Genomic DNA, 23402 nt, shown 5'->3' with positions numbered 1-23402 from the left:
GGCGCGAGGGAGCGACGATGGCCAAGCCAGCCGACACCAGGACCGCCGGCCGTAAGCCGGCGGCCAAGGCCACCCGCAGCGTCGCGGAGACCGAGAAGATCCGCGCGGCCCTGGCGGCACGGCGCGACGAGTTGCGCGCCGAGTACGATCAGACGTTGAGCGAGATCACCGAGCTGCAGCGCGACCGGCTGACCGACTCGGCCGGGGACGACCAGGCCGACACCGGTACGAAGACGTTCGAGCGGGAGCAGGAGATCTCCCTCGCCAACAGCATCCGGGAACGGATCACGCAGGTCGAGCGCGCCCTGGAGCGCCTCGACGAGGGTGGTTACGGCTGGTGCGAGCGGTGCGGCAACCCGATCCCGGTGGAGCGGCTCGCCGCGTTCCCGTCGGCCACCCTCTGCGTGACCTGCAAGCAGCTGGAGGAGCGGCGCTGACGCCCGCTCCCCGGCGGCCCGAGGAGGCGGCGCGCCAGCGTCGCCACGAGCGTCGATGGGGAGCAGATGACCGCAGCACCGACCCCCGGTTCCGGCCGCGCCGAACCGGCCCGTGACACCGCACCGCCCGGTGACACCGCGCGGGCCGGTGACACCGCGCCGGCAGTCACGCCACCGGGCGGTACGCCCCGGAACCGGGCCGTCACCGTCCTGGCCGTCATCGCGCTGACCCTGCTCGCGGCCGACCTGGCCACCAAGCACCTGGCGCTGGTCACCCTGTCCGACCGCGAGCCGGTCCGGCTCCTCGGCGGGGCGGTCTACCTGAACCTGACCCGCAACAGCGGGGCGGCCTGGAGCATCGGCGCCGACCACACCTGGGTGTTCCCGCTGATCACCATCGGCGTGGTCGGCTGGATCCTGTGGATGGCGCTGCGCCTGCGGTCGCTGCCCTGGGCGATCTCGCTCGGGCTGGTGCTGGGCGGCGCGCTGGGCAACCTGATGGACCGGATCTTCCGGGCCCCGGGCTGGTTCGTCGGCCACGTGGTCGACATGGTGAGCCTCTTCGACCCGTACGGCCGGGTCTGGCCGGTGTTCAACGTCGCCGACAGCGCGCTGGTCTCCGGCGTGATCCTCGCGGTGCTGCTGGAGTTGACCGGCCGGCAGCGCGACGGCAGCCGCGTCACCGCGGGAGCCGCCGACGCCGACGCCGCGCCCGCCGACGCCACCCCGGCCGTCACGACCGATCGGCGGGAGACCGCGTGACCTCCGCCTTCGCCGCCGGCGGCGACCACCGCTCGCTTCCCGTACCCGACGGCCTCGACGGCATGCGGCTGGACCAGGCCGTCGCCCGCCTGTTCGGGCTGTCCCGCACGGCCGCGGCCGCCCTGGTCGACGCGGGCGACGCCCTGGTCGACGGTGTGGCGCGGTCCAACTCGCACAAGGTCAAGGCGGGCTCCTGGCTGGAGGTCACCCTGCCGGCCCCGGCCGCGCCGGTCACGGTGGTGCCGCAGGCGGTGCCCGGCCTGCGGGTCGTGTACGCCGACGACGACATCGTGGTGGTCGACAAGCCGGTCGGCGTCGCCGCCCACCCCAGCCCCGGCTGGACCGGCCCGACCGTGATCGGCGCGCTCGCCGCGATCGGCCACCGCATCTCCACCAGCGGTGCCGCCGAGCGGCAGGGCGTCGTGCACCGGCTCGACGTGGGCACCACCGGGATCATGGCGGTCGCCAAGAGCGAGCACGCGTACACCGCGTTGAAGCGGGCCTTCAAGTACCGCGAGGTGGAGAAGCGCTACCACGCGGTCGTGCAGGGCCACCTGGACCCGCTGCGCGGCACGGTGGACGCCCCGATCGACCGGCACCCCACCCACGACTACCGCTGGGCGGTGGTCTCCGGCGGAAAGCCCAGCATCACCCACTACGACACGATCGAGGCGTTCCCCTCGGCGAGCCTCGTCGACGTGCGGCTGGAGACCGGGCGTACGCACCAGATCCGGGTCCACTTCTCCACGTTGCGGCACCCGTGCGTGGGCGACCTGACCTACGGTGCGGACCCCACGCTGTCCGCCCGGCTCGGACTGACCAGACAGTGGCTGCACGCCCGCGAGTTGAGCTTCCTGCACCCCCGAACGGGGGACGAGGTGCGCTTCGTCAGCGACTACCCTGACGATCTGGACCGCGCTCTGCACCTGCTGAGGGACTGACGGCGGCCGACTTCGAGACATCCGACGAGGGGACCTCCGCCCGTGCGCGCCGGTGACCTGCTGCGGCAGTTGGACCAGCGGCTGCTGACCCGCCTGTCCGGGGCCGTGACGCGGCTCGGCCAGGGCCCCGCCCGACCCCGGGTGCTGCCCTCGGCCGCGCTGCTGTCCTGCCTCGCCGTGGTGCTCGCCGCGGTGTGGACCACCGGCGAGCGCCCGATCGGCGACCGGACCGTCGGCGAGGTCACCCGGGTCGGCGTGGCGGCCGGCGACTCGATCCCCGGCTACGTGCGCTCCGCCGCGGCCGACCTGGCCGCCCTGGAGACCGCCGCGCCGGAGCCCGGCGACGGGACGTACGCCCTGGTGTCCTTCACGTCGTACCTGACCCCGCAGCGGGCGGCGGCGGTCTTCGGCGACGTGCCGGTCACCGCTGTCTTCGGGCGGGTGCCGCTGCCCGACCGGCAGACCGAGATCGTCCGGATCGCCGCCCAGCGCCTGCCCGACGACGTGGTCGCCGGCATGGCCGACCTCGCCGTCCGCAAGGACCGGGAGGCCGCGGACTACCGGGACCGGGCAGCCGCGCTGGGCGGCGGCGGGCCCGCCGAGCGGGAGCTGCGCCAGCTGTACGTCAGCGGCGCGCAGGTGGCGGAGGCGGAGGCGGTCGCGTACCGCTCCGGTTGCGCCTGCGTCTACGCGGCGGTGATCCGGGCCGGGGCGGGCACGCTGCGCGGCGTGGCGTCCCGTGCGGAGGTGCGGGTGGTCGACCCGGCCCCCGAGGTGCGACGGCTCGACCGGGCGGTCTTCACCCCACCCCTGCCCGAGCAGCGGGAGGTGGCCAGCCCGCCCGCGGACAAGGGCCTCACCACGCCGGAGCCGTCGCCCACGACGGACGACCGGGTGCGGGAGTCGCCGGTCGTCCGGTCCGCCACGCCGGTCCCGACCGGCACGACGGTGGCCCCGGAGGTGACGGATTCCTCACCGGTTCCGAGGTCTCCGACGCCGGCGTCGACACCACCCACCACGCCGCCGACCTCGGCGGACACGTCCAGGACGGCCTCGCCGGAGCCCACCGGGTGACGGTGGCCCGACACAGAAGTGTGCGGGCCGGTGTGGTCCGAACGGGTTTTCGTTCGTAGCCTGTCAGGCGGAGACGGGCGAACGCTGGGGAGGCGAGCCGTGGACGGCAGCGAGACCGGCTGGGGGCGGCCGGCCGAACCAGCACCGCGGTGGCGGGCGCTGCTCGACCGTGCCCGGCTCGGTGGCCGCTCCGGCGAGCAGGCGGAGACCGACCGGCGAGGCGATCAGCAGCCACCTGAGACGGCGCCGCGGCCGGGGGCGGGCAACGGCTACGCCGGGCGGGTCCCGGCCATCGGTCACCCCGCCGAACTGTCGTACGGGGCGGACCCGCCGGCCTACGGGCGCGGCGGCCGGTCGTACGGCCACGAGCCGGCCCCACCGACGTACGGTGAGCCGGCCCCGCCGACGTACGGCGGTGACTTCGGTCGACCGGCCGACACCGGCCACCGGGCGGAGGGCGCCTACCGGGCCGAGCCGGCGTACCGGGCGGACCCGGCCGTCGAGCCGTCCTACCGGACGCCCGGGGACTACCGGCCGGAGCCGCCGCGCGCCGAGCCGGATCCGCCACCACCGGCGGAGTCGCGGTACGCCCTGCTCGACAACGGCTACCGGCACGCCGCACCGGCACCGGCCGAGTCCCGCTACTCCCTGCTCGACAGCGGCTACCGGACCGAGCCCGCGTACAGCCCGCCACCGCCGGCCCCGCCCGTCCCGGTGCCGCCGGCGGCGCCGGAGCGGAGCTACCGGGCGCGGGTCGAGTGGCGCCCGCCGACCGTCGACCCGGAGCTGGAACGGGCGACCGGGGTGCTGCGCCGGGACCTGGGCACGCCGCGGGTGCTCGCCTTCGCCAACCCGAAGGGCGGCGTGCACAAGACGACCGCCACCGTGCTGGCCGCCGCGACCGTCGGCAGCGTGCGCGGACGAGGGGTGCTCGCCTGGGACGACAACGAGCTGCGCGGTACGTTGGGGCTGCGCGCCGGCAGCGCCCGGCACGCCCGCACCATCCGGCACCTGATCAGCGACCTGGCGCACATCGAGATCAAGGACGGCGCCGACCTGCTGGAGCACCTCGACGACTACCTCCGGCACGCCTCCGACGGCTCCTACGACGTCCTGGCCGGCGAGGAGAGCCCCCGCTTCGCCCAGCGGCTCGACCAGTTCACCGTCCGGCGGGTGCTGGAGCTGCTCCGGCGCACCCACGACGTGGTCTGCGTGGACACCGGCAACAACGTGGAGAGCGCCAACTGGCGCACCGTCATGCAGGCGGCGGACCAGCTGGTGGTCACCACCGTGCCCCGCGAGGACGCGGCGTTCAGCGCGGACTGGATGCTGGACCTGCTGCACGAGGTGGGCATGGGGGAGCTGGCCGACAACGCCGTCACGTTGATCTCCTGCCCGACACCCGGTCGCTCGACCCTCCAGACCGACCTGGAACGGCACTTCGCCACCCGTACCCGGGCCGTCGCCGTGGTCCCGTACGACCCGGCGCTGGAGACCGGCTCGTCGATCGAGTACCCGCAGTTGCAGGCGGAGACCCGACAGGCGTGGCTGAAGGCGGCGGCGGTGATGCTGGAACCGTTCGCCCGGTGAGCGGATCCGCCGCCACCGGCCGCGCGTGTTCCCGGCGCGCCTGAGAGGATCACGGGGTGAGCCCGGACACCCCCGAACCCGACCGCGACCGCCCCGCCGACGACCCGGGCGCCCCCACACCGGCGTCCCCGGACGGGCCCGTGGCCGCGTACCCGGGCGGACCGCAGCCGGGCGCGGACGGACCGCAGTCGGGTGCGTGGTACGACCCCGCCCCTCCGGTCCCCGTGGAGCCGGGACCGCCCCGGGGCCGGGCCGTACGGCGGGCAGTGCTCGCCGCGCTGGCGTTGGCCGTGCTGGGCGTGCCGCTCGGGCTGCTCTGGGCGGCGCTGGCACCGGACACCCCGGTGCGCAAGGTCGCCGAGGGCGCCGTCTACGCCGAGCCGCAGCCGGAGCAGCCGATCGCCGCCGACGGCTGGTTCAGCCTCCTCGGCCTCGGTTTCGGGGTGCTCGCGGCGCTCGGGCTGTGGTTCGCGCTGCGCCGGCTGCGGGGACCGGTCGGTCTGCTCGCCGCGGTGGCCGGGTCGTTCGGCGCGGCCGTGGTCGCCTGGCAGGTCGGCCGCCGGATCGGACTGGACACCTACGAGCGGCTGCTCGCGACCGCACCGGACGGGCAGACGTTCGGCAAGCCCGCCGACCTGCGCGCCGGCGGCGTCGACCTGGTGTTCGGCCTCCTGCCGGTGCCGCACGGCAACCTGCTGCTGCCCGCGTTCGGTGCGGCCGTCGCGTACACCCTGCTGGCCGGCTGGTCGCGCTGGCCGTCGCTGCGCCCGGAGGCGGAACCGGTCAGTTGGGGGTCGGCGGCGACGCCAGCTCCACCAGCGGCACCGGAACCGCCCGCACCTGGCGCAGCAGGGCCGATTCGCGGTTGAGCAGGCGCAGCTCGGCGCGTAGCCGGGCCGCGGTGTCGTCGATCGCGAGCAGGCGCTGCCGGTCCGCCACGGTCAGCGCCGCCGTCGCGGCGACCAGGTGGGACAACACCGTCGGATCCTCCGGCAGCTGCTCGGAGATCTCCTCCGGGTCGGAACGGATCAGGCCCAGGTACTGCCGGAAGACCGAGATCACCCGGGCGGCCAGCAGGTCCGCCGCCTCGTCCGACGCGCCCGGCTCCGGCAGCCACTCGACGTCGGCGGTCAGGTAGGGCGCGGCCTCGGTGTCGACGTCGGTGATCCGGAAACGCCGCCGCCCCACGGTGACGATGTCGTAGCCCCCGTCGGCCAGCTCGGTCACCTGCCGCAGCTCGGCGGTGCAGCCCACCTCGTGCAGGTCGACGTCCCCGCCGCCGGGCACCGGCCGCCCGTTCGGACCGGTCGCGGCGACCTCCCAGCCGGCGCGGATCGCCACCACGCCGAACTCGCGCGGCGCACCGGCGGGCAGGTCGACCAGGTGCCGCACGAGAGCGCGGTACCGCTCCTCGAATATGTGCAGCGGCAGCACCAGGCCGGGAAAGAGCACCATCCCGAGCGGGAACACCGGCAGCCGCGCAGTCACGCGTCGAGCCTAGTGTGGTGTCCACTGACGTTCACCGGGTGTCCGGTGGTTTTTGTGGATCCTCGCCGGGTGGGCGAGCGACTCCCCGCCGGGTGGTGGGGCGGGCCTCCGCGGGCCAACTGATCCTCTCGCCGCTTGTGGTGGGCGGCGGGGGTCACGTCGGGACTGTCCGGCACCGGGGAGGTGCCGGCCGGCTCGACGGTGCGTGACCACCTGTGGCAACACAACAGCTATCGAGGAGGTGGGTCCGCCGCCCGGGGTGCGGGTGGCGATGCTGGCGGCCGCGACCAGGTCGCGGTGCCCGAAAAGAGCGCAGTGTGGGCAGGACAGGGTCCGCCCGCGGGGTTTCGGCACCCGCCGCCGGCAGGCCGGGCAGGTGGAGGAGGTGCCGCGCTCGTCGACGAGGCGGACGGTGATGCGGGCCAGGGCCGCCTTGTCGGTGAGGACCTGCAGGAGCCGGCCGATCTGCCACTGCCGCAGCCGCAGGTTGTGCCGCCGCCCCGCGTCGAGGTTCAACACCCCGCGTGGGTCACCGACGTGCAGCACACCGATCCGCTGCCGCACCGCCCAGGACACGACCGTGCGGGCGGCTTCGTGCTGGGCCTGCCGGACCCGCCGACGGTGCCGACCCTCGACCTGGCGCGCCCGGCGGCGGTACTGCCGCCAGCGCCGCGAACCCTTTTCCCCCGGCTTGGGTGCCCGGCGGGCCACGGCGCGGTGGCGGCCCTTACTGTCGGACAGGTGCATGCGGTGCTCGGCGCGGATCGCCCGCCCCGACACCAACAGGCCCTCGCCGTCCGGGCCTGCCACGGCATACGGGTGAATCACACCGAGGTCCACCCCGGCCACCCGGGCAGGATCCGGCCCGTCACCCGCCGGGTAGGCCGCGATCGGGACTTCCGCGGTCACGTCCAGGAACAGCCGGCCACCCTCACACAGCAGCGTGATCGACCGGACCTGCTCGACCGGATACGGCACCTCCCGCGCCAGACGCACCCACAACGGCAGCCCGCCTTTGGCGGTGGGGATCCGCACCCGACGCCCGTCGAGGGTGAACGTGCCGTGATACCAGCGCACCGGTACCAACCCCCGCCGCCGCCGCCGCGGGAACCGCGCCGACACGTCACCCATCGTGCGGCGTTTCGCCGCCGCTAACCAGGCCTCCGAGAACCGGCGCAACACCGACCGGGCACCCACCGAGTCCAGCTCACCGAACGTCCCCGGCCCCGACCCCGACAACTCCCGGCATAACTCCTGATAGCCCGCCCGGGGCGCGTCGTGGCGGCGGCGACGCCAGGCGTTGACCTCCAGGACACACGCCTATACGTCACCCGCCGAGCGCAGCAGCCCGAAACACCGCTGACGCTGCCCCGCCGTCACTCGCACCGCCACCCGGGCCGTGAGATGCACGACCCGGGGCGCGGCAGGATCCCGACGACGAGGCACGAACCGAACCCAACACCACCCGTACGACACTTTCCCGACGCCCACCAACCCGCTGAACTTTTCTGGGTCACCGCACTAGCCGGATCTCCGCGGGACGGCGTGTCCCGGCTCACCCGTCCCGTCGGGCGGGCGGCACGGGTGGCCGTCCGGCCGGCCGCCTAGACTCGCAAGGGTGTTGAATCGGATCGACCTGCGCGGTGGCGTCCGTGACCCGCGCCGCCTGCTGCCCCGTGCCCAGCTCGACGTGTCGGTGGCCGTCGAGCGGATCCGTCCGCTCGTCGAGGCGGTGCGGGAGCATGGCTACCCGGCGATCCGGGAGGCGAGCGTCCGGTTCGACGGGATCTCCCCGGAGGTGCTGCGGGTGCCCGCCGAGGCCATCGCCGAGGCGGAGGGCACCCTCGACCCGGAGGTCCGCGCCGCACTGCTGGAGTCGATCACCCGGGCCCGGAAGGTGCACGCCGACCAGCGCCGCACCGACCACACCACCCAGGTCGTGCCCGGCGGCACGGTCACCGAGCGCTGGGTGCCGGTCGACCGGGTCGGCCTCTACGTCCCCGGCGGCCTGGCGATGTACCCGTCGACCGTGGTGATGAACGTGGTGCCCGCCCAGGCGGCCGGCGTCCGGTCCCTGGTCGTCGCCAGCCCGCCGCAGCAGGAGAACGGCGGCCTTCCCGACGCCCGGGTCCTCGCCGCCTGCGCGCTGCTCGGCGTCGACGAGGTCTACGCCGTCGGCGGCGCCCAGGCCGTGGCGATGCTGGCGTACGGCGCCGCGGTCGACGCGCAGGGCACCGCCCACTGCGATCCGGTCGACATGATCACCGGCCCGGGCAACATCTGGGTCACCGCCGCCAAGCGGCTGCTGCGCGGCGTGGTCGGCATCGACGCCGAGGCCGGCCCCACCGAGATCGCGATCCTGGCCGACGCGACCGCCGACCCGGCGCACGTCGCGGCCGACCTGATCAGCCAGGCCGAGCACGACCCCCTCGCGGCCAGCGTGCTGGTCACCCCGTCGGTCGAGCTGGTCGACGCGGTCGAGCGGGAGCTGGCCCGGCAGGTGCCGGCCACCAAGCACGCCGAGCGCGTCACCACCGCGCTCACCGGTGAGCAGAGCGGCGCCGTACTCGTCGACGACCTGGAGGCCGGGCTGCGCGTGGTCGACGCGTACGCGGCCGAGCACCTGGAGATCCAGACCGAGAACGCCCGCGAGTGGGCGCTGCGGGTCCGCAACGCCGGGGCGATCTTCGTGGGCGCCTGGGCGCCGGTGTCCCTCGGCGACTACTGCGCCGGCTCCAACCACGTGCTGCCCACCGGCGGCTGCGCCCGGCACTCCTCCGGCCTGTCCGTGCAGTCCTTCCTGCGCGGCATCCACCTGGTGGAGTACACGCGGGACGCCCTGCGCGAGGTCGCGCCGCACGTGGTGACCCTGGCCGGCGTCGAGGACCTGCCGGCGCACGGCCAGGCGGTCAGCGTCCGTTTCCCCGGGGGAGTCTCGTGACCTCCCTGTCCGACCTGCCCATCCGGGACGACCTTCGCGGGCTGTCGCCGTACGGCGCCCCGCAGCTGGACGTGCCGGTGCGGCTGAACACCAACGAGAACTCGTACCCGCTGCCGGAGCCGGTGGTGGACGCGATCGGCAAGGCCGTCGCGGCCGAGCTGCGCGACCTCAACCGCTATCCGGACCGGGACGCCGTGGCGCTGCGTGCCGACCTGGCCGCGTACCTGGGGCACGGGCTCACCGTCGACCAGGTGTGGGCGGCCAACGGGTCCAACGAGATCCAGCAGCAGCTCCTCCAGGCCTTCGGCGGGCCGGGTCGTTCGGCGCTGGGCTTCGTCCCGGCGTACTCGATGCACCCGCTGCTGTCGCTCGGCACCGGCACCCGGTGGATCCCGGCCGTGCGGGGTGTGGACTTCGGCCTGACCGCCGACGAGGCCGTGGAGCAGGTCCGTGCCCACCGGCCGGACGTGGTGTTCCTCTGCTCGCCGAACAACCCGACCGGCACCGCGCTGGACCCGGCCGTCGTCGCGGCGGTGCTGGAGGCCGCGCCCGGCATGGTGGTCGTCGACGAGGCGTACGCCGAGTTCGCCCGTCCCGGCACGGTCAGCGCGCTCGCGGTGCTGCCCGGCCACCCGCGGCTGGTCGTCACCCGGACGATGAGCAAGGCGTTCGGCTTCGCCGGCGGCCGGCTCGGCTACCTCGCCGCCGATCCGGCGGTGGTGGCGGCGGTGCAGCTCGTCCGCCTGCCGTACCACCTCTCCGCGCTCACCCAGGCCGCCGCCCGCGCGGCGCTCGCGCACCGCGACGCCCTGCTCGGCACGGTGACGGCGATCAAGGAGCAGCGGGACCGGATCGTCACCGAGCTGCGCGCCCGGGGTCACCGGGTCGCCGACAGCGACGCCAACTTCGTCCTCTTCGCCGTCGGCGGCGACCAGTCAGCCGCCTGGCGCACCCTGCTGGAGGCCGGGGTGCTGGTCCGCGACGTCGGGCTGCCCGGCTGGCTGCGGGTCACCGCCGGCACCCCCGCCGAGACCGACGCGTTCCTCGCCGCAATGGACAAGCTTTAGTGGGAGCGCGAGGAGTGAGCTTGCGAGCCCCGCAGTCGCGACCGAAAGGCATGCGATGAGTCGCACCGCCCGGATCGAGCGGATCACCAAGGAGACCAACGTCCTGGTCGAGATCGACCTGGACGGCACCGGGAAGGCCGAGATCAGCACCGGGGTCGGCTTCTACGACCACATGCTGCACCAGATCGCCCGGCACGGCGGCTTCGACCTGGTCGTCCGTACCGTCGGCGACCTGGAGATCGACGCCCACCACACGATGGAGGACACCGCGCTCGCCCTGGGCGCCGCGTTCGACCAGGCGCTGGGGGACAAGGCCGGCATCCGGCGGTACGGCTCGGCGACCGTCCCGATGGACGAGGTGCTGGTCCGGGCCGCGGTCGACCTCTCCGGCCGCCCGTACGTGGTGCACGACGAGCCGGTGCTGGCGCCGTACATCGGGCCGGTCTACCCGACCAGCATGACCCGGCACATCTGGGAGTCGTTCGGGCAGGCCGCCCGGATCACCCTGCACGTCGACGTGCTGCGGGCGGCCCGGCCCGGTGGCCACCCGGACGCGCACCACGTGGTGGAGGCCCAGTTCAAGGCGGTCTCCCGGGCGCTACGCGAGGCCACCGCCCTGGACGAGCGCAACGCGGGCGTGGTGCCCAGCACGAAGGGTGCCCTCTGATGGGCGCGGCCCTGCCGACACTGCTGCTGATCCTGGCCGGGGTGCTCGTCGGCGGCGCCTGGTCGTTGCACCGGCAGGGCGCCCCGCGGGGCGCGGTGGTGGTGACCGGGCTGCTCGCCGCCCTGGCCACGGCCGGCGGTCTGCTGTGGTTGTTCCCGGGGGAGGGGTCATGAGTCGTGTGGTGGTGCTCGACTACGGGTCGGGCAACCTGCGGTCGGCGGAGCGGGCCCTCGCGGCCGCCGGCGCCGAGGTGACGGTCACCGACGACCTGGCCGCCGCCGCGGACTCCGACGGCCTGGTGGTGCCGGGCGTCGGCGCGTTCGCCGCGTGCATGGCCGGCATCGAAGAACTGGGCGCCGGGCCGGTCATCGCGGAGCGGGTGGCCGCCGGCCGTCCGGTGCTCGGCATCTGCGTGGGCATGCAGGTGCTCTTCGAGCACGGCGACGAGCACGGCGTGGTGACCAAGGGCCTGGGGCTGCTGCCGGGCGGGGTGACGAAGCTGGCCGCCGAGCGGCTGCCGCACATGGGCTGGAACACCGTGCGGGCCCCCGAGGGGTCGGTGCTCTTCGGCGGCCTGCCCGCCGACAGCCGCTTCTACTTCGTGCACTCGTACGCGGTGGACGACGTGGCCGGGCTGACCGCCGCCGGGGCCCGGGTGACCGTCGCGCACCACGGGTCCGACTTCGTCGCGGCCGTCGAGCGCGGTCCGCTCTCGGCCGCGCAGTTCCACCCCGAGAAGTCCGCCGACACCGGTGCCGCGCTCCTGCGCAACTGGCTCGCCGCCCTCCCGACCGGTGGCTGACCGCCGGCGCCGGTGGCCGCGTGCCCGCCGGGGTGGCCCGGTGGCGGGCGTGCGCGCCGCGCTCGTGGCGTCCCGGGTGCTCGCGGCCGGTCAGATGCCGGCGGGGGTGGCGCGGTGAGCAAGGAACGGGCCCGCCGGCGGGCGGTGCGCGAGGCCGAGGCGGCCCGGCAGCGGGTCGTGCGCGATCGGCAGGTGGCCCGCCGTGCCCGCCGTCGGGCGCTGGTCCGCCGGATGACGCCCACCCTGCGGCGCGGTCGGACCGGCCGGCTCTACCGGCACAGTCGCGGCGAGCGGGCCGTGATCGTGCTGCTGACCCTGGCGGCGGCGTTCCTGATCTGGTCGCTGGTGCCCGACCTGGCCCTGCGGATCGGTCTGATCGCGCTGCTGCTGCTCGTACTGCCGGCGATCGTGGTGATCGCACTGGACCGTCGTACGTGAACCGAGGAGAAGAGACGTGACCCTCACCCTGTTGCCCGCCGTGGACGTCGCCGACGGGCAGGCCGTCCGCCTCGTCCAGGGCGCCGCCGGCAGCGAGACCAGCTACGGTGACCCGGTGGAGGCGGCGCTCGCCTGGCAGCGCGACGGCGCGGAGTGGATCCACCTGGTGGACCTGGACGCGGCGTTCGGCCGGGGCTCCAACGCCCACCTGCTCGCCGAGGTGGTCCGGCAGCTCGATGTCAAGGTCGAGTTGTCCGGCGGCATCCGGGACGACGAGTCGCTGCGCGCCGCCCTCGGCACCGGCGCCGCGCGGGTGAACATCGGCACCGCGGCCCTGGAGGACCCGGTCTGGTGCGACCGGGTCTGCGGCGAGTACGGCGACCGCGTGGCGATCGGGCTGGACGTGCGGGGTCGTACGCTCTCCGCCCGGGGCTGGACCCGCGACGGCGGTGACCTGTGGGAGGTGCTGGACCGGTTGGACAAGGCCGGCGCCTCGCGGTACGTGGTCACCGACATCACCAAGGACGGCACCATGCGGGGGCCCAACCTGGACCTGCTGGGCGAGGTGTGCGCCCGCACCGACGCGCCGGTGATCGCCTCCGGCGGTGTCTCCACCCTGGACGACCTGCGGGCGCTGGCGGCCCTGGAGCCGGTGGGTGTGGAGGGTGTGATCGCCGGCAAGGCGCTCTACGCCGGCGCGTTCACCGTGGCCGAGGCGCTGGAAACCCTGGCCAAGGCGTGACCGTCACCCGGCTCGGCTCGGGCGGCCCGTGGGAGTCGGTGTACGGCTACGCGCGGGTCGTCCGGGCCGGCGACCGCGCGGTCACGGCCGGCTGCACGTCCACCGTCGACGGCGTGGTGACCCACGTCGGGGACGCGGCGGCGCAGACCGCCCAGGCGTTGCGGATCGCCCTGGCCGCGCTCGCGGAGGTCGGCGCGGGGCCCGGCGACGTGGTGCGGACCCGGCTGTACGTGACCGACCGCACGTACGCCGACGAGGTCGGCCGGGCGCACAACGCGGTCCTCGGCGCGGTCCGCCCGGTGGCCACCATGGTGGTGGTCGCCGGCCTGCTCGACCCCGACCACCTGGTCGAGGTCGAGCTCGAGGCGTACCTCGGCGACCGCTGAGGGGTCGGGCCGGCGGTCCGCCGGCCTCGGCTGCCGGGAGACCGTGGCATGGGTCACGACTGATCCCTCGGCAGAAAGGTTGTGCACAACTTGATTGCGTACTACGTTTCTCGTCGTGACCGATGATCTGGTACTGCGCCGGCAGGTGTGCTTCGCGCTCTACGCGGCGTCGCGCGCCCTCACCGACGTGTACCGGCCCGTCCTCGACGGGTTCGGGCTCACCTACCCGCAGTACCTGGTGCTGCTGGTCCTGTGGGAGCGCGACGCACGCGACAGCGGGGACGACGCGCGGACACGGGAGGCCGACGGTGCCACCGTCTCCGAGCTCGGCGCGGCCCTGCGGTTGGACTCCGGCACGCTCTCCCCGCTGCTCAAGCGGCTGGAGGCGGCGGGCCTGGTGGTCCGGCGGCGGTCCGTGCGCGACGAGCGACGGGTGGAGGTGGGGCTGACCGCCGAGGGGCGGGCCCTGCGGGAGCGGATGGACGACGTGCCGGCGTGCGTGGCCCGGGCGACCGGGTTGACCGCCGACGAGCTGTTCGCCCTCCGCGACACCCTCATCCGGGTCACCGACACGATCCACCGACAGAAGGAGCAGTGACGATCATGCAGGTGCTCTACACCGCCTCCGCCCGGGCCACCGGCGACGGCCGCGACGGCCACGTCAGCACCTCCGACGGCACGGTCGCGCTCGACCTGGCCGTGCCGAAGGAGATGGGTGGCGCCGGCGGTGCCGCGAACCCGGAGCAGCTCTTCGCCGCCGGCTACGCGGCCTGCTTCCACTCGGCGCTGCGGCTCGTCGCGCGCAAGGCCAAGGTCGACGTGACCGGCTCGGTCGTCGAGGCCGAGGTCGGCATCGGCCCCAACGGCAGCGGTGGCTTCGGGCTGACCGTGGCCCTCGTGGTCGACCTGCCCGCCGTGGAGCGGACGGCCGCCGAGCAGATCGTCGAGCAGGCCCACCAGGTCTGCCCCTACTCGAACGCGACCCGTGGCAACGTCGAGGTCGCCCGCACCGTCCGCGAGGCCCTGGCGGCCTGAGCGCCGCACCCGGAGATCGCGCGACGAAAGGACGACACCGTGAGCACCAACCGTGAGATCCACCTGGCCGCCCGCCCGCAGGGCTGGCCGACCGCGGACACCTTCCGGCTCGTCGAGACGGAGGTGCCGACGCCGGGTCCCGGGCAGGTCCTGGTCCGCAACCGGTTCATGTCGGTCGACCCGTACATGCGGGGGCGGATGAACGACGTCAAGTCGTACGTGCCGCCGTTCGCCCTCGACGCCCCGCTCGACGGCGGCGCCGTCGGTGAGGTGGTGGCGAGCGAGGCCGACGGGCTCGCGCCCGGCGACACCGTGCTGCACGGGCTCGGCTGGCGGGAGTACGCGCTGCTCGACGCGAAGGCCGCCCGCAAGGTCGACCCGACGCTGGCGCCGGTCAGCGCGTACCTGAGCGTGCTCGGCATGACCGGCCTCACCGCGTACGCCGGTCTGCTGGACGTCGCCGGCATGAAGGCGGGGGAGACGGTCTTCGTCTCCGCCGCCGCCGGCTCGGTGGGCAGCCTGGTCGGGCAGATCGCCAAGCTCAAGGGCGCCGCGCGCGTCGTGGGCAGCGCCGGCTCGGCGGCGAAGGTCGAGCGGCTGAAGGCGCTCGGCTTCGACGCCGCGTTCGACTACCACGACCGGCCGGTCCGCGAGTCGCTGAAGACCGCCGCCCCGGACGGGATCGACGTGTACTTCGACAACGTCGGCGGCGACCACCTGGAGGCGGCGATCTCCTCGATGCGCCTGCACGGTCGGGCCGCCATCTGCGGCATGATCGCCCAGTACAACGCCACCGAGCCGCCGGCCGCGCCGCGCAACCTGGCGCTGGTCATCGGCAAGCGGCTGACCCTGCGCGGCTTCCTGGTCGGCGACCACGGTGGCCTGCGGGCCCAGTTCGTCCAGGACATGGCGGGCTGGCTGCGCGACGGCAGCATCTCGTACGACGAGACGATCGTCGACGGCATCTCCAACGCCCCGGAGGCGTTCCTCGGCCTGCTGCGCGGCGAGAACCTCGGCAAGATGCTCGTCCGGCTGTAGCGGAAGGAAGGGCCCCTCCTTAACGCCTGCGGTAGAGGAAGGGTCCCCCGTTAACACGGCGCCACGCGGCGGTGGCCGGCCTCACGGGCCGGTCGCCGCCGCCTCCCGATTGGATAGGCTCACGGCATGACGGTGGCGGTTCGGGTGATCCCGTGTCTCGACGTGGACGACGGTCGGGTGGTCAAGGGGGTCAACTTCCTCGACCTGCGCGACGCCGGTGATCCGGTGGAGCTGGCCGCGGCGTACGACCGCGCGGGCGCGGACGAGTTGACCTTCCTCGACGTCACCGCGTCCTCCAGTGACCGGGGGACCATGCTCGACGTGGTCCGCCGCACCGCGGAGTCGGTCTTCATCCCGCTGACCGTGGGCGGTGGCGTCCGGCGGGTCGCCGACGTCGACACCCTGCTGCGGGCCGGCGCCGACAAGGTCGGCGTGAACACGGCCGCGATCGCCCGACCGGAACTGATCGCCGAGATCGCCGACCGGTTCGGCCGGCAGGTGCTGGTGCTCTCGCTGGACGTCCGTCGCGCGCCCGCCGGCACCACGCCCAGCGGGTTCGAGGTCACGACCCACGGTGGCCGCCGGGGCACCGGCCTGGACGCGGTCGAGTGGGCGCGGCGCGGCGCCGAGCTGGGCGCCGGCGAGATCCTGCTCAACTCGATGGACGCCGACGGCACCAAGGCCGGCTTCGACCTCGACCTGATCGGCGCGGTGCGCCGGGTGGTGGACGTCCCGGTGGTGGCCAGCGGCGGAGCCGGCGAGGTCGCCCACTTCCCGCCGGCGATCGCCGCCGGCGCGGATGCGGTGCTCGCGGCGAGCGTCTTCCACTTCGGCGAGTTGTCCGTCGGACAGGTCAAGGACGCGCTGCGCGGGGCGGGCCACCCGGTCCGCTGACGGTCCGCGCCGGGCGGCCTCCCGGCGGCGGTACGGTCGCGGGCGCGGACACCCCGGGGCCGCTCAGCCGGACCCGGGCCCGTTCTCCGGGGAGCGTCGGGGGGACGGGATCGAGCGCACCGCGTACTCCTGCACGGCCGCCGCGTGGTCGGCCTCGTCGAGGTGCCATTCCGCGCTGCCCGGGATGTGCCGGCGGCTCAACGCGCTCTGCACGGTGTCGACGGTGGTGGCCAGGCCGGCGTTCGGGCGGGTACGCCAGAGCCGTTCACCGTCCGGTGTGATCCGGAACCAACCGTCGGTCACGCTCACCAACCCCGCCCCGACGAGCCGACGAACCGCGTGCTCCACCTCGTGGCGCTCCGGGATCGCCTGGTTGAGGTGGTCGGCGGTGGAGAGCACGTCGGTGAGACGTACACCCTCGGGTCGACGGCTGGACGCGGCCCGCCGGTGTCGTCCGGCACCGCTCGCGATCACCAGCGAGACGAAGATCCAGGCGTCGCTCCAACGCCATCCGTTCTCCCCCATGTGGGGATTCTGCCGGGCGGGGCGGTGGAAGGGAACACCTGAGTCGACGCCGCGACGCACCGCCGACCGTCCGGACACGCACCGTCCTGTTACGACGGTGCCGCCGCGGCGCCGGGTCTCAGACGGCCGGGATCGGGGCCGGGCGCGCGGGGGGTGCGGTCGGCTCGGGCACGGTGACGTGGGGCAGGAAGAACTGGGTCAGCGGCCCGATGGCGAGCGCGTAGGCGACCGTGCCGATCCCGACCGTCCCGCCGAGCAGCGCGCCGAGGGCGAGCACGGCGACCTCGATGACGGTGCGTACCACTCGGATCGACCACCCGGGCCGACGGGCGACGAACCCCGTCATCAGGCCGTCGCGCGGGCCGGGGCCGAGCCTCGCGCCGAGGTAGAGGGCGGTGGCCACGCCGTTGCCGACGATGCCGGCGACCAGCAGCCCGATCCGTACCGGGAGCGGAGCGCCCGGCGGCAGCAGGGCCAGACTCGCGTCCACCGCCAGCCCGATCACGAAGACGTTGCTGATCGTGCCGAGGCCGGGGCGCTGGCGCAGCGGGATCCACAGCAGCAGCACCGCGGCACCGACGAGGATCGACACCGTGCCGAAGGTGAGGCCCGTCCGTTTCGAGATGCCCTCGTGAAGAACGTCCCAGGGGTTGAGGCCGAGCCCGGACTCGATCATCAGGGCCATGCTGACGCCGTAGAGGACGAGGCCCGCGTAGAGCTGGGTCAGTCGCCGTGCCGGCCGGTGCCGGAGATTGCCAATCAGTCTCACGCATGCCACTCTAGGGGCCAATTAGCAGTTCAGGAGAGGCCAATACGGGAGGGGTGGCATGACAAGCCAGGTGCGCGGCGCGCAATTGGCACGGCTGCTCGGGCAGTGGCATGCACTTCCCGGTCGGCGGCGCAGTCCCGACTACGCCGCCCTCGCCGGTGCCGTCCGAGGCCTGCTGGCCGACGGACGCCTGCCGCTGGGCGTACGGCTGCCGGCCGAGCGGGAGTTGGCGGAGGCGCTGCGGATCAGCCGGACCACCGTCACCGCCGCCTACCGGGAACTGCGGGAGAGCGGCCACCTGGCCAGCCGCCGGGGCGCGGGTAGTTGGACCATGCTGCCCGGCAACCACCGGATGGCCAGCACCGGCCTGTGGACCCCCTCCGACGACCGCGACATGATCGACCTGGGCGTCGCCGCGCTCGCCGCCCCACCGGAACTGCTGCCCGCCGCCCGCGCCGCCGCCGAGGACCTGCCGCGCTACCTGGGCGGTGCCGGCTACCACCCGACCGGGATCAGCGAACTGCGGGAGGCGGTGGCCCACGCGTACGACGAGCGGGGCCTGCCCACCTCGCCGGAGCAGATCATGGTCACCAACGGCACCCAGCACGCCCTGGACCTGGTCCTCCGGCTCGCGCACAGTCCGGGTGGCACCGTGCTCGTCGAAGCACCCAGCTACCCGAACGCGCTGGCCGCCCTCGCCGCCCGACGGGCCCGGATCACCACCCACGGCCTGTCGGTCACCGAGCCCGGCTGGGACGCCGACCTGCTGCTCGGCAGCCTCCGCCAGGTCCGGCCCAAGCTCGCCTACCTGATCCCCGACTTCCAGAACCCGACCGGTCACCTGATGCCGGCGGAGCTACGCGAACGGGTGGTCGCCACGGCCCACGCGGTCGGCACCGACCTGGTCGTCGACGAGTCGTTCGTGGACCTGCCGCTGGACGGCACCGTGGTGCCACCGCCCACCGCCAGCTTCGACCGGCACTCCCGGGTCGTCACCGTGGGCGGGATGAGCAAGCCCTTCTGGGGCGGCTTGCGGATCGGCTGGATCCGCGCCTCCGCCCCGCAGGTTCAGCGGCTCGCCGCCGCCCGGGTGGGTGTCGACATGGCGAGCCCGGTGCTGGACCAGCTCGTCGCGGTGCATCTGCTCGACGAGGCCGCGGCCATCGTCGCCGCCCGCCGGGCTCAGCTCACCGTGCAGCGCGACGCGCTGCTCGCGGCGCTCGCCGAGCGCCTGCCGGAGTGGCGGGTGACCGTCCCGCACGGCGGCGTGACCCTCTGGGCCGAGCTGGACGGTCCGATCTCCAGCGCGCTGGCCCGTGCCGCCGAGGAGGTCGGCGTACGCCTGGCGCCCGGTCCCCGGTTCGGGCTGGACGGGACGCTGGAGCGGTTCCTGCGTCTGCCGTTCACCCTGCCCGCCGCCGACCTGGTCGAGGCGGTGGGACGCATCGCCGCGGTCCGCTACGACCTGGACCGGGCCGCGCGCCCCCGGTGGCGGGAACCCGCCGTCATCGCCTGACCCGGCCCTGTCCGGACTGGGAGACTTCCCCGGTGGAGGGCTCGGGGAACGTGCGGTGGTCGCGCTGGATCCGGCCGAGCGCGCCCGGGTCCCGGGTGACCCGTCTCGAACTCTTCTACGACCTGGTCTTCGTCTTCGCGTTCCTCACCGTCACGACGTTGACCGCCACCCACCCCACCGTCCGTGGGCTGGTCCAGTGCCTGGTGGTGCTGGCCCTGCTCTGGTGGTGCTGGACCGGCTTCGCCGCGCTCGGCAACGTGGTCCGGACCGACCAGGGCATCGTGCCGCTGGTCGGGTTCCTCACCACCGCGGCCCTCTTCGTACTCGCGGTGGGCATGCCCCAGGCGTTCGTCGACCGGCCCGGCGGGCTGCCCGGCCCGCTGGTCTTCGCCGCGTGCTACTTCCTGGTCCGCGCCTCCCAGGTGGGGGTCCTCGGGTGGGTGGTCCGCGCCGACCCGCGGTTGCTCCGCCACTGGCTGCTCCCGCTCGTCGTCGCGACCGTCCTGATCGCCAGCGCCGCCCTGGTGCCGCAACGGCTCGCCGACGAGGATGTGGAGGTCGGCGTGCGTCTCGGGCTGTGGATCGCGGCGTTGACCGTCGAGTACGGTGCCGGGCTGGTGCGGTGGAGCACCGGGTGGGTGGTGGTGTCGGCCGGGCATCTGGCCGAGCGGCACGCCCTGATCATCCTCGTCGCGCTGGGGGAATCGATCATCGCTCTCGGGATCGGCCCCGCTTACGACACGGGCCTGACCCTGACCTGGCCGGTGGTCTCGGCCGGGGTGCTCGGCATCGTGGTCGTCGCGTCGTTCTGGTGGTCGTACTTCGACACGCTCGCCCCGGCCATGGAGCAGGCGCTGCACCGCACCCGGGACCCGGTCGCCCGGCCCCGGCTGGCCCGCGACGTCTACACGTACCTGCACCTGCCGCTGATCGCGGGGATCATCCTGTTCGCGCTCGGCCTCAAGGGCCATCTGGCCGAGGCGGCCGACCCGGCCACCCCCCGGTGGGGTGAGCCGCTCGAGGCCTTCGAGTTCTTCTTCCTCTACGGCGGGGCCGCCCTCTACCTGCTCACGCTGGTGGCGCTCGGCCGGCGTGCGCTGGGTACGGTGCGCTGGCCGTCGGTCGCGGTGGTGGCGGTGCTGGCCCTTCTGGTGCCGATCGCGCACGGGTCACCGGAGTTGATCGCCCTGGCCGTGCTCGCGCTCGCCCTGGCCGTGGCCACCGGCGTCCAGACGCTCGTCGACACGCCACGCCGGCGCCACGTCCGGCAGGTGGCGCGCGAGGAGCAGGTCGCCGCCGAGGTCGAGCAGACCCGGTGGCGGGGTGAGCACCTGTGACGCCGTGGCCCCGCCGTCACGGGCGGGGCCACGACGGCGTGCTCACAGCTCGGCGAGCGTCCCGGCGTACATCTTGTCGATCTCGGTCGCGAAGTTGCTCTCCACGCCCCGGCGCTTGATCTTGAGCGACGGGGTGATCTCGCCGTCCTCGATGGTGAGGTCGCGCGGCAGGATGGTGACCTTCTTGATCGTCTCCCACCGGTTGAGCTTGGCGTTGAGCTGCGCCACGTACTCCTCGACCATGGTTTGCGCCTCGGGCGAGGAGGCGATCTCGGCGTAGCTGCGACCCTCCAGCGGCGTCCCGGCGGCCCAGCCCTTGATGGCGTCCGGGTCGAGGGTGACCAGCATGGTGCAGTAGTTGCGCGCCTGGCCGATCACCACGGCCTGCGAGGTGTACGGGCAGGTCGCCTTGAACATGCCCTCGATGTGCGACGGCGCGATGTACTTGCCGCCCGAGGTCTTGACCAGGTCCTTCTTGCGGTCGGTGATCCGCAGGTAGCCGTCGTCGTCCAGGCTGCCGATGTCACCAGTGCGGAAGAAGCCGTCCTCGGTGAAGGCGGCGGCGGTCTCCTCCGGCAGGTTGTGGTAGCCGCGCATCACCGGGCGACCCCTGAGCAGGATCTCGCCGTCGGTGTCGATCCGGCACTCCAGGTCGCCCATCGCCTGACCGACGGTGCCGATGCGCAGCCCGCCCGGCCGGTTGACGAAGTTGCCGGCGCTGGTCTCGGTGAGGCCGTAGCCCTCGGAGATGGGCAGGTTGGCGGCGGCGAAGAAGGTGGCGATCTCGGGGCTGAGCGGGGCGGCGCCGGAGACGAGCACCCGGATCCGACCGCCGAGGCGGGCCTGAAGCTTGCTGAACACCAGCTTCTCGGCGACCGCGTACTTGAGCTTCAACCCGGCGGGGACCGGCTTGCCGGCCTGCTCCAGGGTGACCTTCTCCTTGCCGACGGCAACGCCCCAGGCGAAGATCTTCGCCTTCGCGCCACCGGCGCCCTGGGCGGTGGTGACCGCCTTGTTGTAGACCTTCTCGAACACCCGGGGCGCGCCGCACATCAGCGTCGGCTTCACCACGCCGAGCATGTCGACGAGCCTGTCCACCCTCCCGTCGACGTACGTCGGCAGGCCGACGTGGATGCTGCCGCAGATCAGCGTCTTGCCGAACGAGTGCGACAGCGGCAGCCAGAGGTAGTGCAGGTCGCCGCTGCGCAGCAGGCTGGTCTGGGCCTGGACGACGCCCTCCCAGCACCAGCCGCCGTGCAGCAGCTCGACGCCCTTGGGGCGGCCGGTGGTGCCGGAGGTGTAGATCAGGGTGGCCAGGTGGTCCGGACCGATCCCGGCGACCAGCATGTCGATCAGGTCCGGTTCGGCGGCGAGGGCCCGGGCGCCCTGCTCCTCCAGCTCGGCGAGGGTCAGCTGGGGGACGGACGCCGTGGGGTCGGCCGCGCCGTCGAGGAGCACCACGTGGGTGAGCCGGGGCAGGTCCGCGCCCGCGATCTTCCTGGCCTGGGCCGGGTTCTCGGCGAACAGCACCCGGGAGCCCGAGTCCGCGATGATGTAGGTCGCGTCCTCCGGCTCCGTGGTCGGGTAGACCGTCGTGGTCGCGCCGCCGGCGCACATGATGCCGAGGTCGGCGAGCACCCAGTCGAGCCGGGTGTTCGCCAGGATCGCCACCGGATCCTCCTGACCGACGCCGAGCCCGTGCAGCCCGGCGGCGATCGCCTTGGCGCGGTGGGCCACCTGCTCCCAGGTCAACCAGACCGGCCCGGAGTCGTCGGGGGCCGGGTGGGCGAACGCGTGGGCGTCGGGAGTCGCCGCGACACGCTTCAGGAACATGTCAGGGATGGAGCGGTACGGTACATCGAGAGCCATCGCTGTAGCCGCCTTCGGGGGTGGTGACGTGACCACCGTCACGTCAATATCGGTTACCGAAGAGTATTGCCTGCACCCGGGCCTCGGCTAGCCCGGGTGATCCGCCGCGGGTGTCGTCCCGCGAGGTGGAACGCGGACTCAGGCGTACCGCGCCGCGATGCGGGACCAGTCGTAGGTGGCCCGGATCCAGTGGCGCCGCCCGCGCAGCACGGGCCGCACCGCCGCCTCGCCGGTCGCCAGGAGAGCCGCCTCGCCCTCCACGTAAGCGGCCAGCGCCAGGTTGAACTGGTCGGCCGCCGCCCGCAGCGCCGCCTCCTCGTCGCCGCCGGTTTCCCCGGCGATGGCGCTGACCAGGTTGTGGACGTCCGGACCGGCGCGGTTCTCCTTGCCGTAGGAGAACACGTCGTTGCACCAGCAGATCAGGTCCGCGGCGAGCAGGTCGAGGGCGGCCAGCGCCGGATCGGCGCGCGGGGCCGGCCCGGCCGCCGCCCCGATGGCCAGGTCGGTCAGGGTGAGGGTGAGCGGTACGCCGCCGGTGTGGCGGCGCATCTGCACGTACTCCCGCACCCGGGGGACGCGGGAGTGCTCGCGGTTGGCCGCCTCCCAGAGCAGCGCCATGAGGTACTGCCGGGTCTGGCTGGCGAACCGCAGGAGCATCCCGGCGTGCCCCGCCGACCGGACCCGGCGGCACAGGTCGTCCAGTGCGTCGCCGAGTGCCCCGCCGCCGGTGGGCAGCTGCGCCGCCGGGTCACCGTGGCGGTCCAGCACGTCGAGCAGGACGGCCACGGTCGGTGCCAGCCGGGTGGGCGCGTCACCGAGGCCGTCCTCGTCGCAGGCGTCGTCCATGACGAACAGCCAGCAGATCAGGTCCGCCAGCAGGCGCAGATGCTCGACAGGGCCGTCCGGGCAGGCCCGCCCGGCCAGGCCGGCGGGGTCCGCGCGCCGCAAGCGGTGACCGCTAGTGATCAAGCCGAAGTGCCGCGCCCACGCCAGGGTCTCCTCGGCCACCCGGTCCGTGGCCTCGTGCCGACACGCAGGGAAGGGGGGCTCGTGCAGCGCCGAGATCGCAAAGGTTCGCATGGCG

Annotated in this window: 26 protein-coding genes; 20 read left to right on the top strand and 6 right to left on the bottom strand. The window is 74.1% G+C overall.

The annotated features are described in order from the left end of the window. Positions 1–17 precede the first annotated feature (17 nt). The 6 genes from ACTMSW_RS04860 to ACTMSW_RS04835 all read left to right on the top strand — a co-directional run bounded on the left by ACTMSW_RS04860 (position 18) and on the right by ACTMSW_RS04835 (position 5673). Complete coding sequence (locus tag ACTMSW_RS04860) at positions 18–437, top strand: TraR/DksA family transcriptional regulator (protein ID WP_120724565.1); 420 nt, start codon at positions 18–20, stop codon at positions 435–437. Positions 438–503: 66 nt separating this feature from the next. Next, positions 504–1199 carry a signal peptidase II gene (gene lspA / locus ACTMSW_RS04855; protein WP_441179210.1) on the top strand — a complete coding sequence of 232 codons (696 nt, stop codon included), beginning with the start codon at positions 504–506 and terminating at the stop codon, positions 1197–1199. Continuing rightward, the gene (locus ACTMSW_RS04850) at positions 1196–2140 is read left to right on the top strand and encodes an RluA family pseudouridine synthase (protein ID WP_441179209.1); all 945 of its coding nucleotides are present in this window, start codon (positions 1196–1198) and stop codon (positions 2138–2140) included. The genes lspA and ACTMSW_RS04850 overlap by 4 nt, the downstream gene beginning before the upstream one ends. Before the next feature lie 42 nt (positions 2141–2182). Continuing rightward, positions 2183–3214: a hypothetical protein gene (locus ACTMSW_RS04845; RefSeq protein WP_441179208.1), complete on the top strand. Its 1032-nt coding sequence runs from the start codon at positions 2183–2185 to the stop codon at positions 3212–3214. 99 nt (positions 3215–3313) lie between these two features. Continuing rightward, positions 3314–4804 carry an AAA family ATPase gene (locus ACTMSW_RS04840; RefSeq protein WP_441179207.1) on the top strand — a complete coding sequence of 497 codons (1491 nt, stop codon included), beginning with the start codon at positions 3314–3316 and terminating at the stop codon, positions 4802–4804. 56 nt (positions 4805–4860) lie between these two features. After that, complete coding sequence (locus ACTMSW_RS04835; protein ID WP_441179206.1) at positions 4861–5673, top strand: DUF2567 domain-containing protein; 813 nt, start codon at positions 4861–4863, stop codon at positions 5671–5673. On the opposite strand, the gene ACTMSW_RS04830 is transcribed toward ACTMSW_RS04835, so the two are convergent. Both ACTMSW_RS04830 and ACTMSW_RS04825 read right to left on the bottom strand, forming a co-directional pair. Beyond that, entirely contained in the window at positions 5588–6292 is a 705-nt protein-coding gene (locus ACTMSW_RS04830; RefSeq protein WP_441179205.1) for an LON peptidase substrate-binding domain-containing protein, read from the bottom strand. The genes ACTMSW_RS04835 and ACTMSW_RS04830 overlap by 86 nt on opposite strands. Before the next feature lie 9 nt (positions 6293–6301). Next, on the bottom strand, positions 6302–7489 hold the full coding sequence (locus ACTMSW_RS04825; RefSeq protein WP_441179204.1) for an RNA-guided endonuclease InsQ/TnpB family protein: 1188 nt from the start codon (positions 7487–7489) through the stop codon (positions 6302–6304). 421 nt (positions 7490–7910) lie between these two features. Here ACTMSW_RS04825 and hisD point away from each other — a divergent pair, with 421 nt between their 5' ends. The 12 genes from hisD to hisF all read left to right on the top strand — a co-directional run bounded on the left by hisD (position 7911) and on the right by hisF (position 16302). Then, entirely contained in the window at positions 7911–9233 is a 1323-nt protein-coding gene (gene hisD / locus ACTMSW_RS04820) for a histidinol dehydrogenase (RefSeq protein ID WP_441179203.1), read from the top strand. Then, the gene (locus tag ACTMSW_RS04815; RefSeq protein ID WP_441179202.1) at positions 9230–10300 is read left to right on the top strand and encodes a histidinol-phosphate transaminase; all 1071 of its coding nucleotides are present in this window, start codon (positions 9230–9232) and stop codon (positions 10298–10300) included. Before hisD ends, ACTMSW_RS04815 begins: the two co-directional genes overlap by 4 nt. A gap of 55 nt (positions 10301–10355) precedes the next feature. Beyond that, complete coding sequence (hisB, locus tag ACTMSW_RS04810; RefSeq protein WP_441179201.1) at positions 10356–10967, top strand: imidazoleglycerol-phosphate dehydratase HisB; 612 nt, start codon at positions 10356–10358, stop codon at positions 10965–10967. Next, positions 10967–11140: a hypothetical protein gene (locus ACTMSW_RS04805; protein ID WP_441179200.1), complete on the top strand. Its 174-nt coding sequence runs from the start codon at positions 10967–10969 to the stop codon at positions 11138–11140. Before hisB ends, ACTMSW_RS04805 begins: the two co-directional genes overlap by 1 nt. Next, complete coding sequence (gene hisH, locus ACTMSW_RS04800) at positions 11137–11769, top strand: imidazole glycerol phosphate synthase subunit HisH (RefSeq protein WP_441179199.1); 633 nt, start codon at positions 11137–11139, stop codon at positions 11767–11769. Before ACTMSW_RS04805 ends, hisH begins: the two co-directional genes overlap by 4 nt. Positions 11770–11883: 114 nt before the next feature. After that, complete coding sequence (locus ACTMSW_RS04795) at positions 11884–12207, top strand: hypothetical protein (RefSeq protein WP_441179198.1); 324 nt, start codon at positions 11884–11886, stop codon at positions 12205–12207. Positions 12208–12223: 16 nt separating this feature from the next. Continuing rightward, positions 12224–12949, top strand: a complete 726-nt coding sequence (priA, locus tag ACTMSW_RS04790) for a bifunctional 1-(5-phosphoribosyl)-5-((5-phosphoribosylamino)methylideneamino)imidazole-4-carboxamide isomerase/phosphoribosylanthranilate isomerase PriA (protein ID WP_441179197.1) — start codon at positions 12224–12226, stop codon at positions 12947–12949. Beyond that, positions 12946–13335 (top strand): Rid family hydrolase, encoded by a 390-nt coding sequence (locus ACTMSW_RS04785; protein ID WP_441179196.1) that lies wholly within the window; start codon positions 12946–12948, stop codon positions 13333–13335. Before priA ends, ACTMSW_RS04785 begins: the two co-directional genes overlap by 4 nt. Positions 13336–13450: 115 nt before the next feature. Further along, positions 13451–13933, top strand: coding sequence for a MarR family winged helix-turn-helix transcriptional regulator (locus ACTMSW_RS04780; protein WP_441179195.1), 483 nt, complete (start codon positions 13451–13453; stop codon positions 13931–13933). 5 nt (positions 13934–13938) lie between these two features. After that, positions 13939–14370, top strand: coding sequence for an organic hydroperoxide resistance protein (locus tag ACTMSW_RS04775; RefSeq protein WP_441179667.1), 432 nt, complete (start codon positions 13939–13941; stop codon positions 14368–14370). 39 nt (positions 14371–14409) lie between these two features. Then, entirely contained in the window at positions 14410–15408 is a 999-nt protein-coding gene (locus ACTMSW_RS04770; RefSeq protein ID WP_441179194.1) for an NADP-dependent oxidoreductase, read from the top strand. A 126-nt stretch (positions 15409–15534) separates the two neighbouring features. Beyond that, positions 15535–16302 carry an imidazole glycerol phosphate synthase subunit HisF gene (gene hisF, locus ACTMSW_RS04765; RefSeq protein ID WP_441179193.1) on the top strand — a complete coding sequence of 256 codons (768 nt, stop codon included), beginning with the start codon at positions 15535–15537 and terminating at the stop codon, positions 16300–16302. Positions 16303–16365: 63 nt separating this feature from the next. Here hisF and ACTMSW_RS04760 read toward each other — a convergent pair whose 3' ends face one another. Together ACTMSW_RS04760 and yczE are read right to left on the bottom strand one after the other, a co-directional pair. Continuing rightward, entirely contained in the window at positions 16366–16827 is a 462-nt protein-coding gene (locus ACTMSW_RS04760; RefSeq protein ID WP_441179192.1) for a hypothetical protein, read from the bottom strand. A 118-nt stretch (positions 16828–16945) separates the two neighbouring features. Beyond that, a complete protein-coding gene (gene yczE / locus ACTMSW_RS04755; protein WP_441179191.1) occupies positions 16946–17596 on the bottom strand; it encodes a membrane protein YczE in 651 nt (216 codons plus the stop codon). 58 nt (positions 17597–17654) lie between these two features. Here yczE and yczR point away from each other — a divergent pair, with 58 nt between their 5' ends. Together yczR and ACTMSW_RS04745 are read left to right on the top strand one after the other, a co-directional pair. After that, positions 17655–19112 carry a MocR-like transcription factor YczR gene (gene yczR, locus ACTMSW_RS04750; protein WP_441179190.1) on the top strand — a complete coding sequence of 486 codons (1458 nt, stop codon included), beginning with the start codon at positions 17655–17657 and terminating at the stop codon, positions 19110–19112. Between the two features lie 32 nt (positions 19113–19144). Continuing rightward, positions 19145–20449: a low temperature requirement protein A gene (locus ACTMSW_RS04745; protein ID WP_441179189.1), complete on the top strand. Its 1305-nt coding sequence runs from the start codon at positions 19145–19147 to the stop codon at positions 20447–20449. A 42-nt stretch (positions 20450–20491) separates the two neighbouring features. Here the strand turns inward: ACTMSW_RS04745 and ACTMSW_RS04740 are convergent, their stop codons facing one another. Together ACTMSW_RS04740 and ACTMSW_RS04735 are read right to left on the bottom strand one after the other, a co-directional pair. Then, a complete protein-coding gene (locus ACTMSW_RS04740) occupies positions 20492–22318 on the bottom strand; it encodes an AMP-dependent synthetase/ligase (RefSeq protein ID WP_441179188.1) in 1827 nt (608 codons plus the stop codon). Positions 22319–22456: 138 nt separating this feature from the next. Further along, positions 22457–23398 carry a terpene synthase family protein gene (locus ACTMSW_RS04735; RefSeq protein ID WP_441179187.1) on the bottom strand — a complete coding sequence of 314 codons (942 nt, stop codon included), beginning with the start codon at positions 23396–23398 and terminating at the stop codon, positions 22457–22459. Positions 23399–23402 lie beyond the last annotated feature (4 nt).

Source organism: Micromonospora sp. BQ11 (genome assembly GCF_052068135.1).
GTDB lineage: Bacteria > Actinomycetota > Actinomycetes > Mycobacteriales > Micromonosporaceae > Micromonospora.
The sequence above is the reverse complement of the archived record's forward strand: the minus strand, read 5'-3'. Positions and strand labels throughout refer to the sequence as shown.

What these genes read in the sequence shown, in the direction of transcription:
- ACTMSW_RS04860 (WP_120724565.1), top strand. Translation starts at nt 18, where the DNA reads ATGGCCAAGCCAGCCGACACCAGGACCGCCGGCCGTAAGCCGGCGGCC.
- lspA (WP_441179210.1), top strand. Translation starts at nt 504, where the DNA reads ATGACCGCAGCACCGACCCCCGGTTCCGGCCGCGCCGAACCGGCCCGT.
- hisB (WP_441179201.1), top strand. Translation starts at nt 10,356, where the DNA reads ATGAGTCGCACCGCCCGGATCGAGCGGATCACCAAGGAGACCAACGTC.
- ACTMSW_RS04805 (WP_441179200.1), top strand. Translation starts at nt 10,967, where the DNA reads ATGGGCGCGGCCCTGCCGACACTGCTGCTGATCCTGGCCGGGGTGCTC.
- hisH (WP_441179199.1), top strand. Translation starts at nt 11,137, where the DNA reads ATGAGTCGTGTGGTGGTGCTCGACTACGGGTCGGGCAACCTGCGGTCG.
- ACTMSW_RS04775 (WP_441179667.1), top strand. Translation starts at nt 13,939, where the DNA reads ATGCAGGTGCTCTACACCGCCTCCGCCCGGGCCACCGGCGACGGCCGC.
- hisF (WP_441179193.1), top strand. Translation starts at nt 15,535, where the DNA reads ATGACGGTGGCGGTTCGGGTGATCCCGTGTCTCGACGTGGACGACGGT.
- ACTMSW_RS04760 (WP_441179192.1), bottom strand. Translation starts at nt 16,827, where the DNA reads ATGGGGGAGAACGGATGGCGTTGGAGCGACGCCTGGATCTTCGTCTCG.
- yczR (WP_441179190.1), top strand. Translation starts at nt 17,655, where the DNA reads ATGACAAGCCAGGTGCGCGGCGCGCAATTGGCACGGCTGCTCGGGCAG.
- ACTMSW_RS04740 (WP_441179188.1), bottom strand. Translation starts at nt 22,318, where the DNA reads ATGGCTCTCGATGTACCGTACCGCTCCATCCCTGACATGTTCCTGAAG.
- ACTMSW_RS04735 (WP_441179187.1), bottom strand. Translation starts at nt 23,398, where the DNA reads ATGCGAACCTTTGCGATCTCGGCGCTGCACGAGCCCCCCTTCCCTGCG.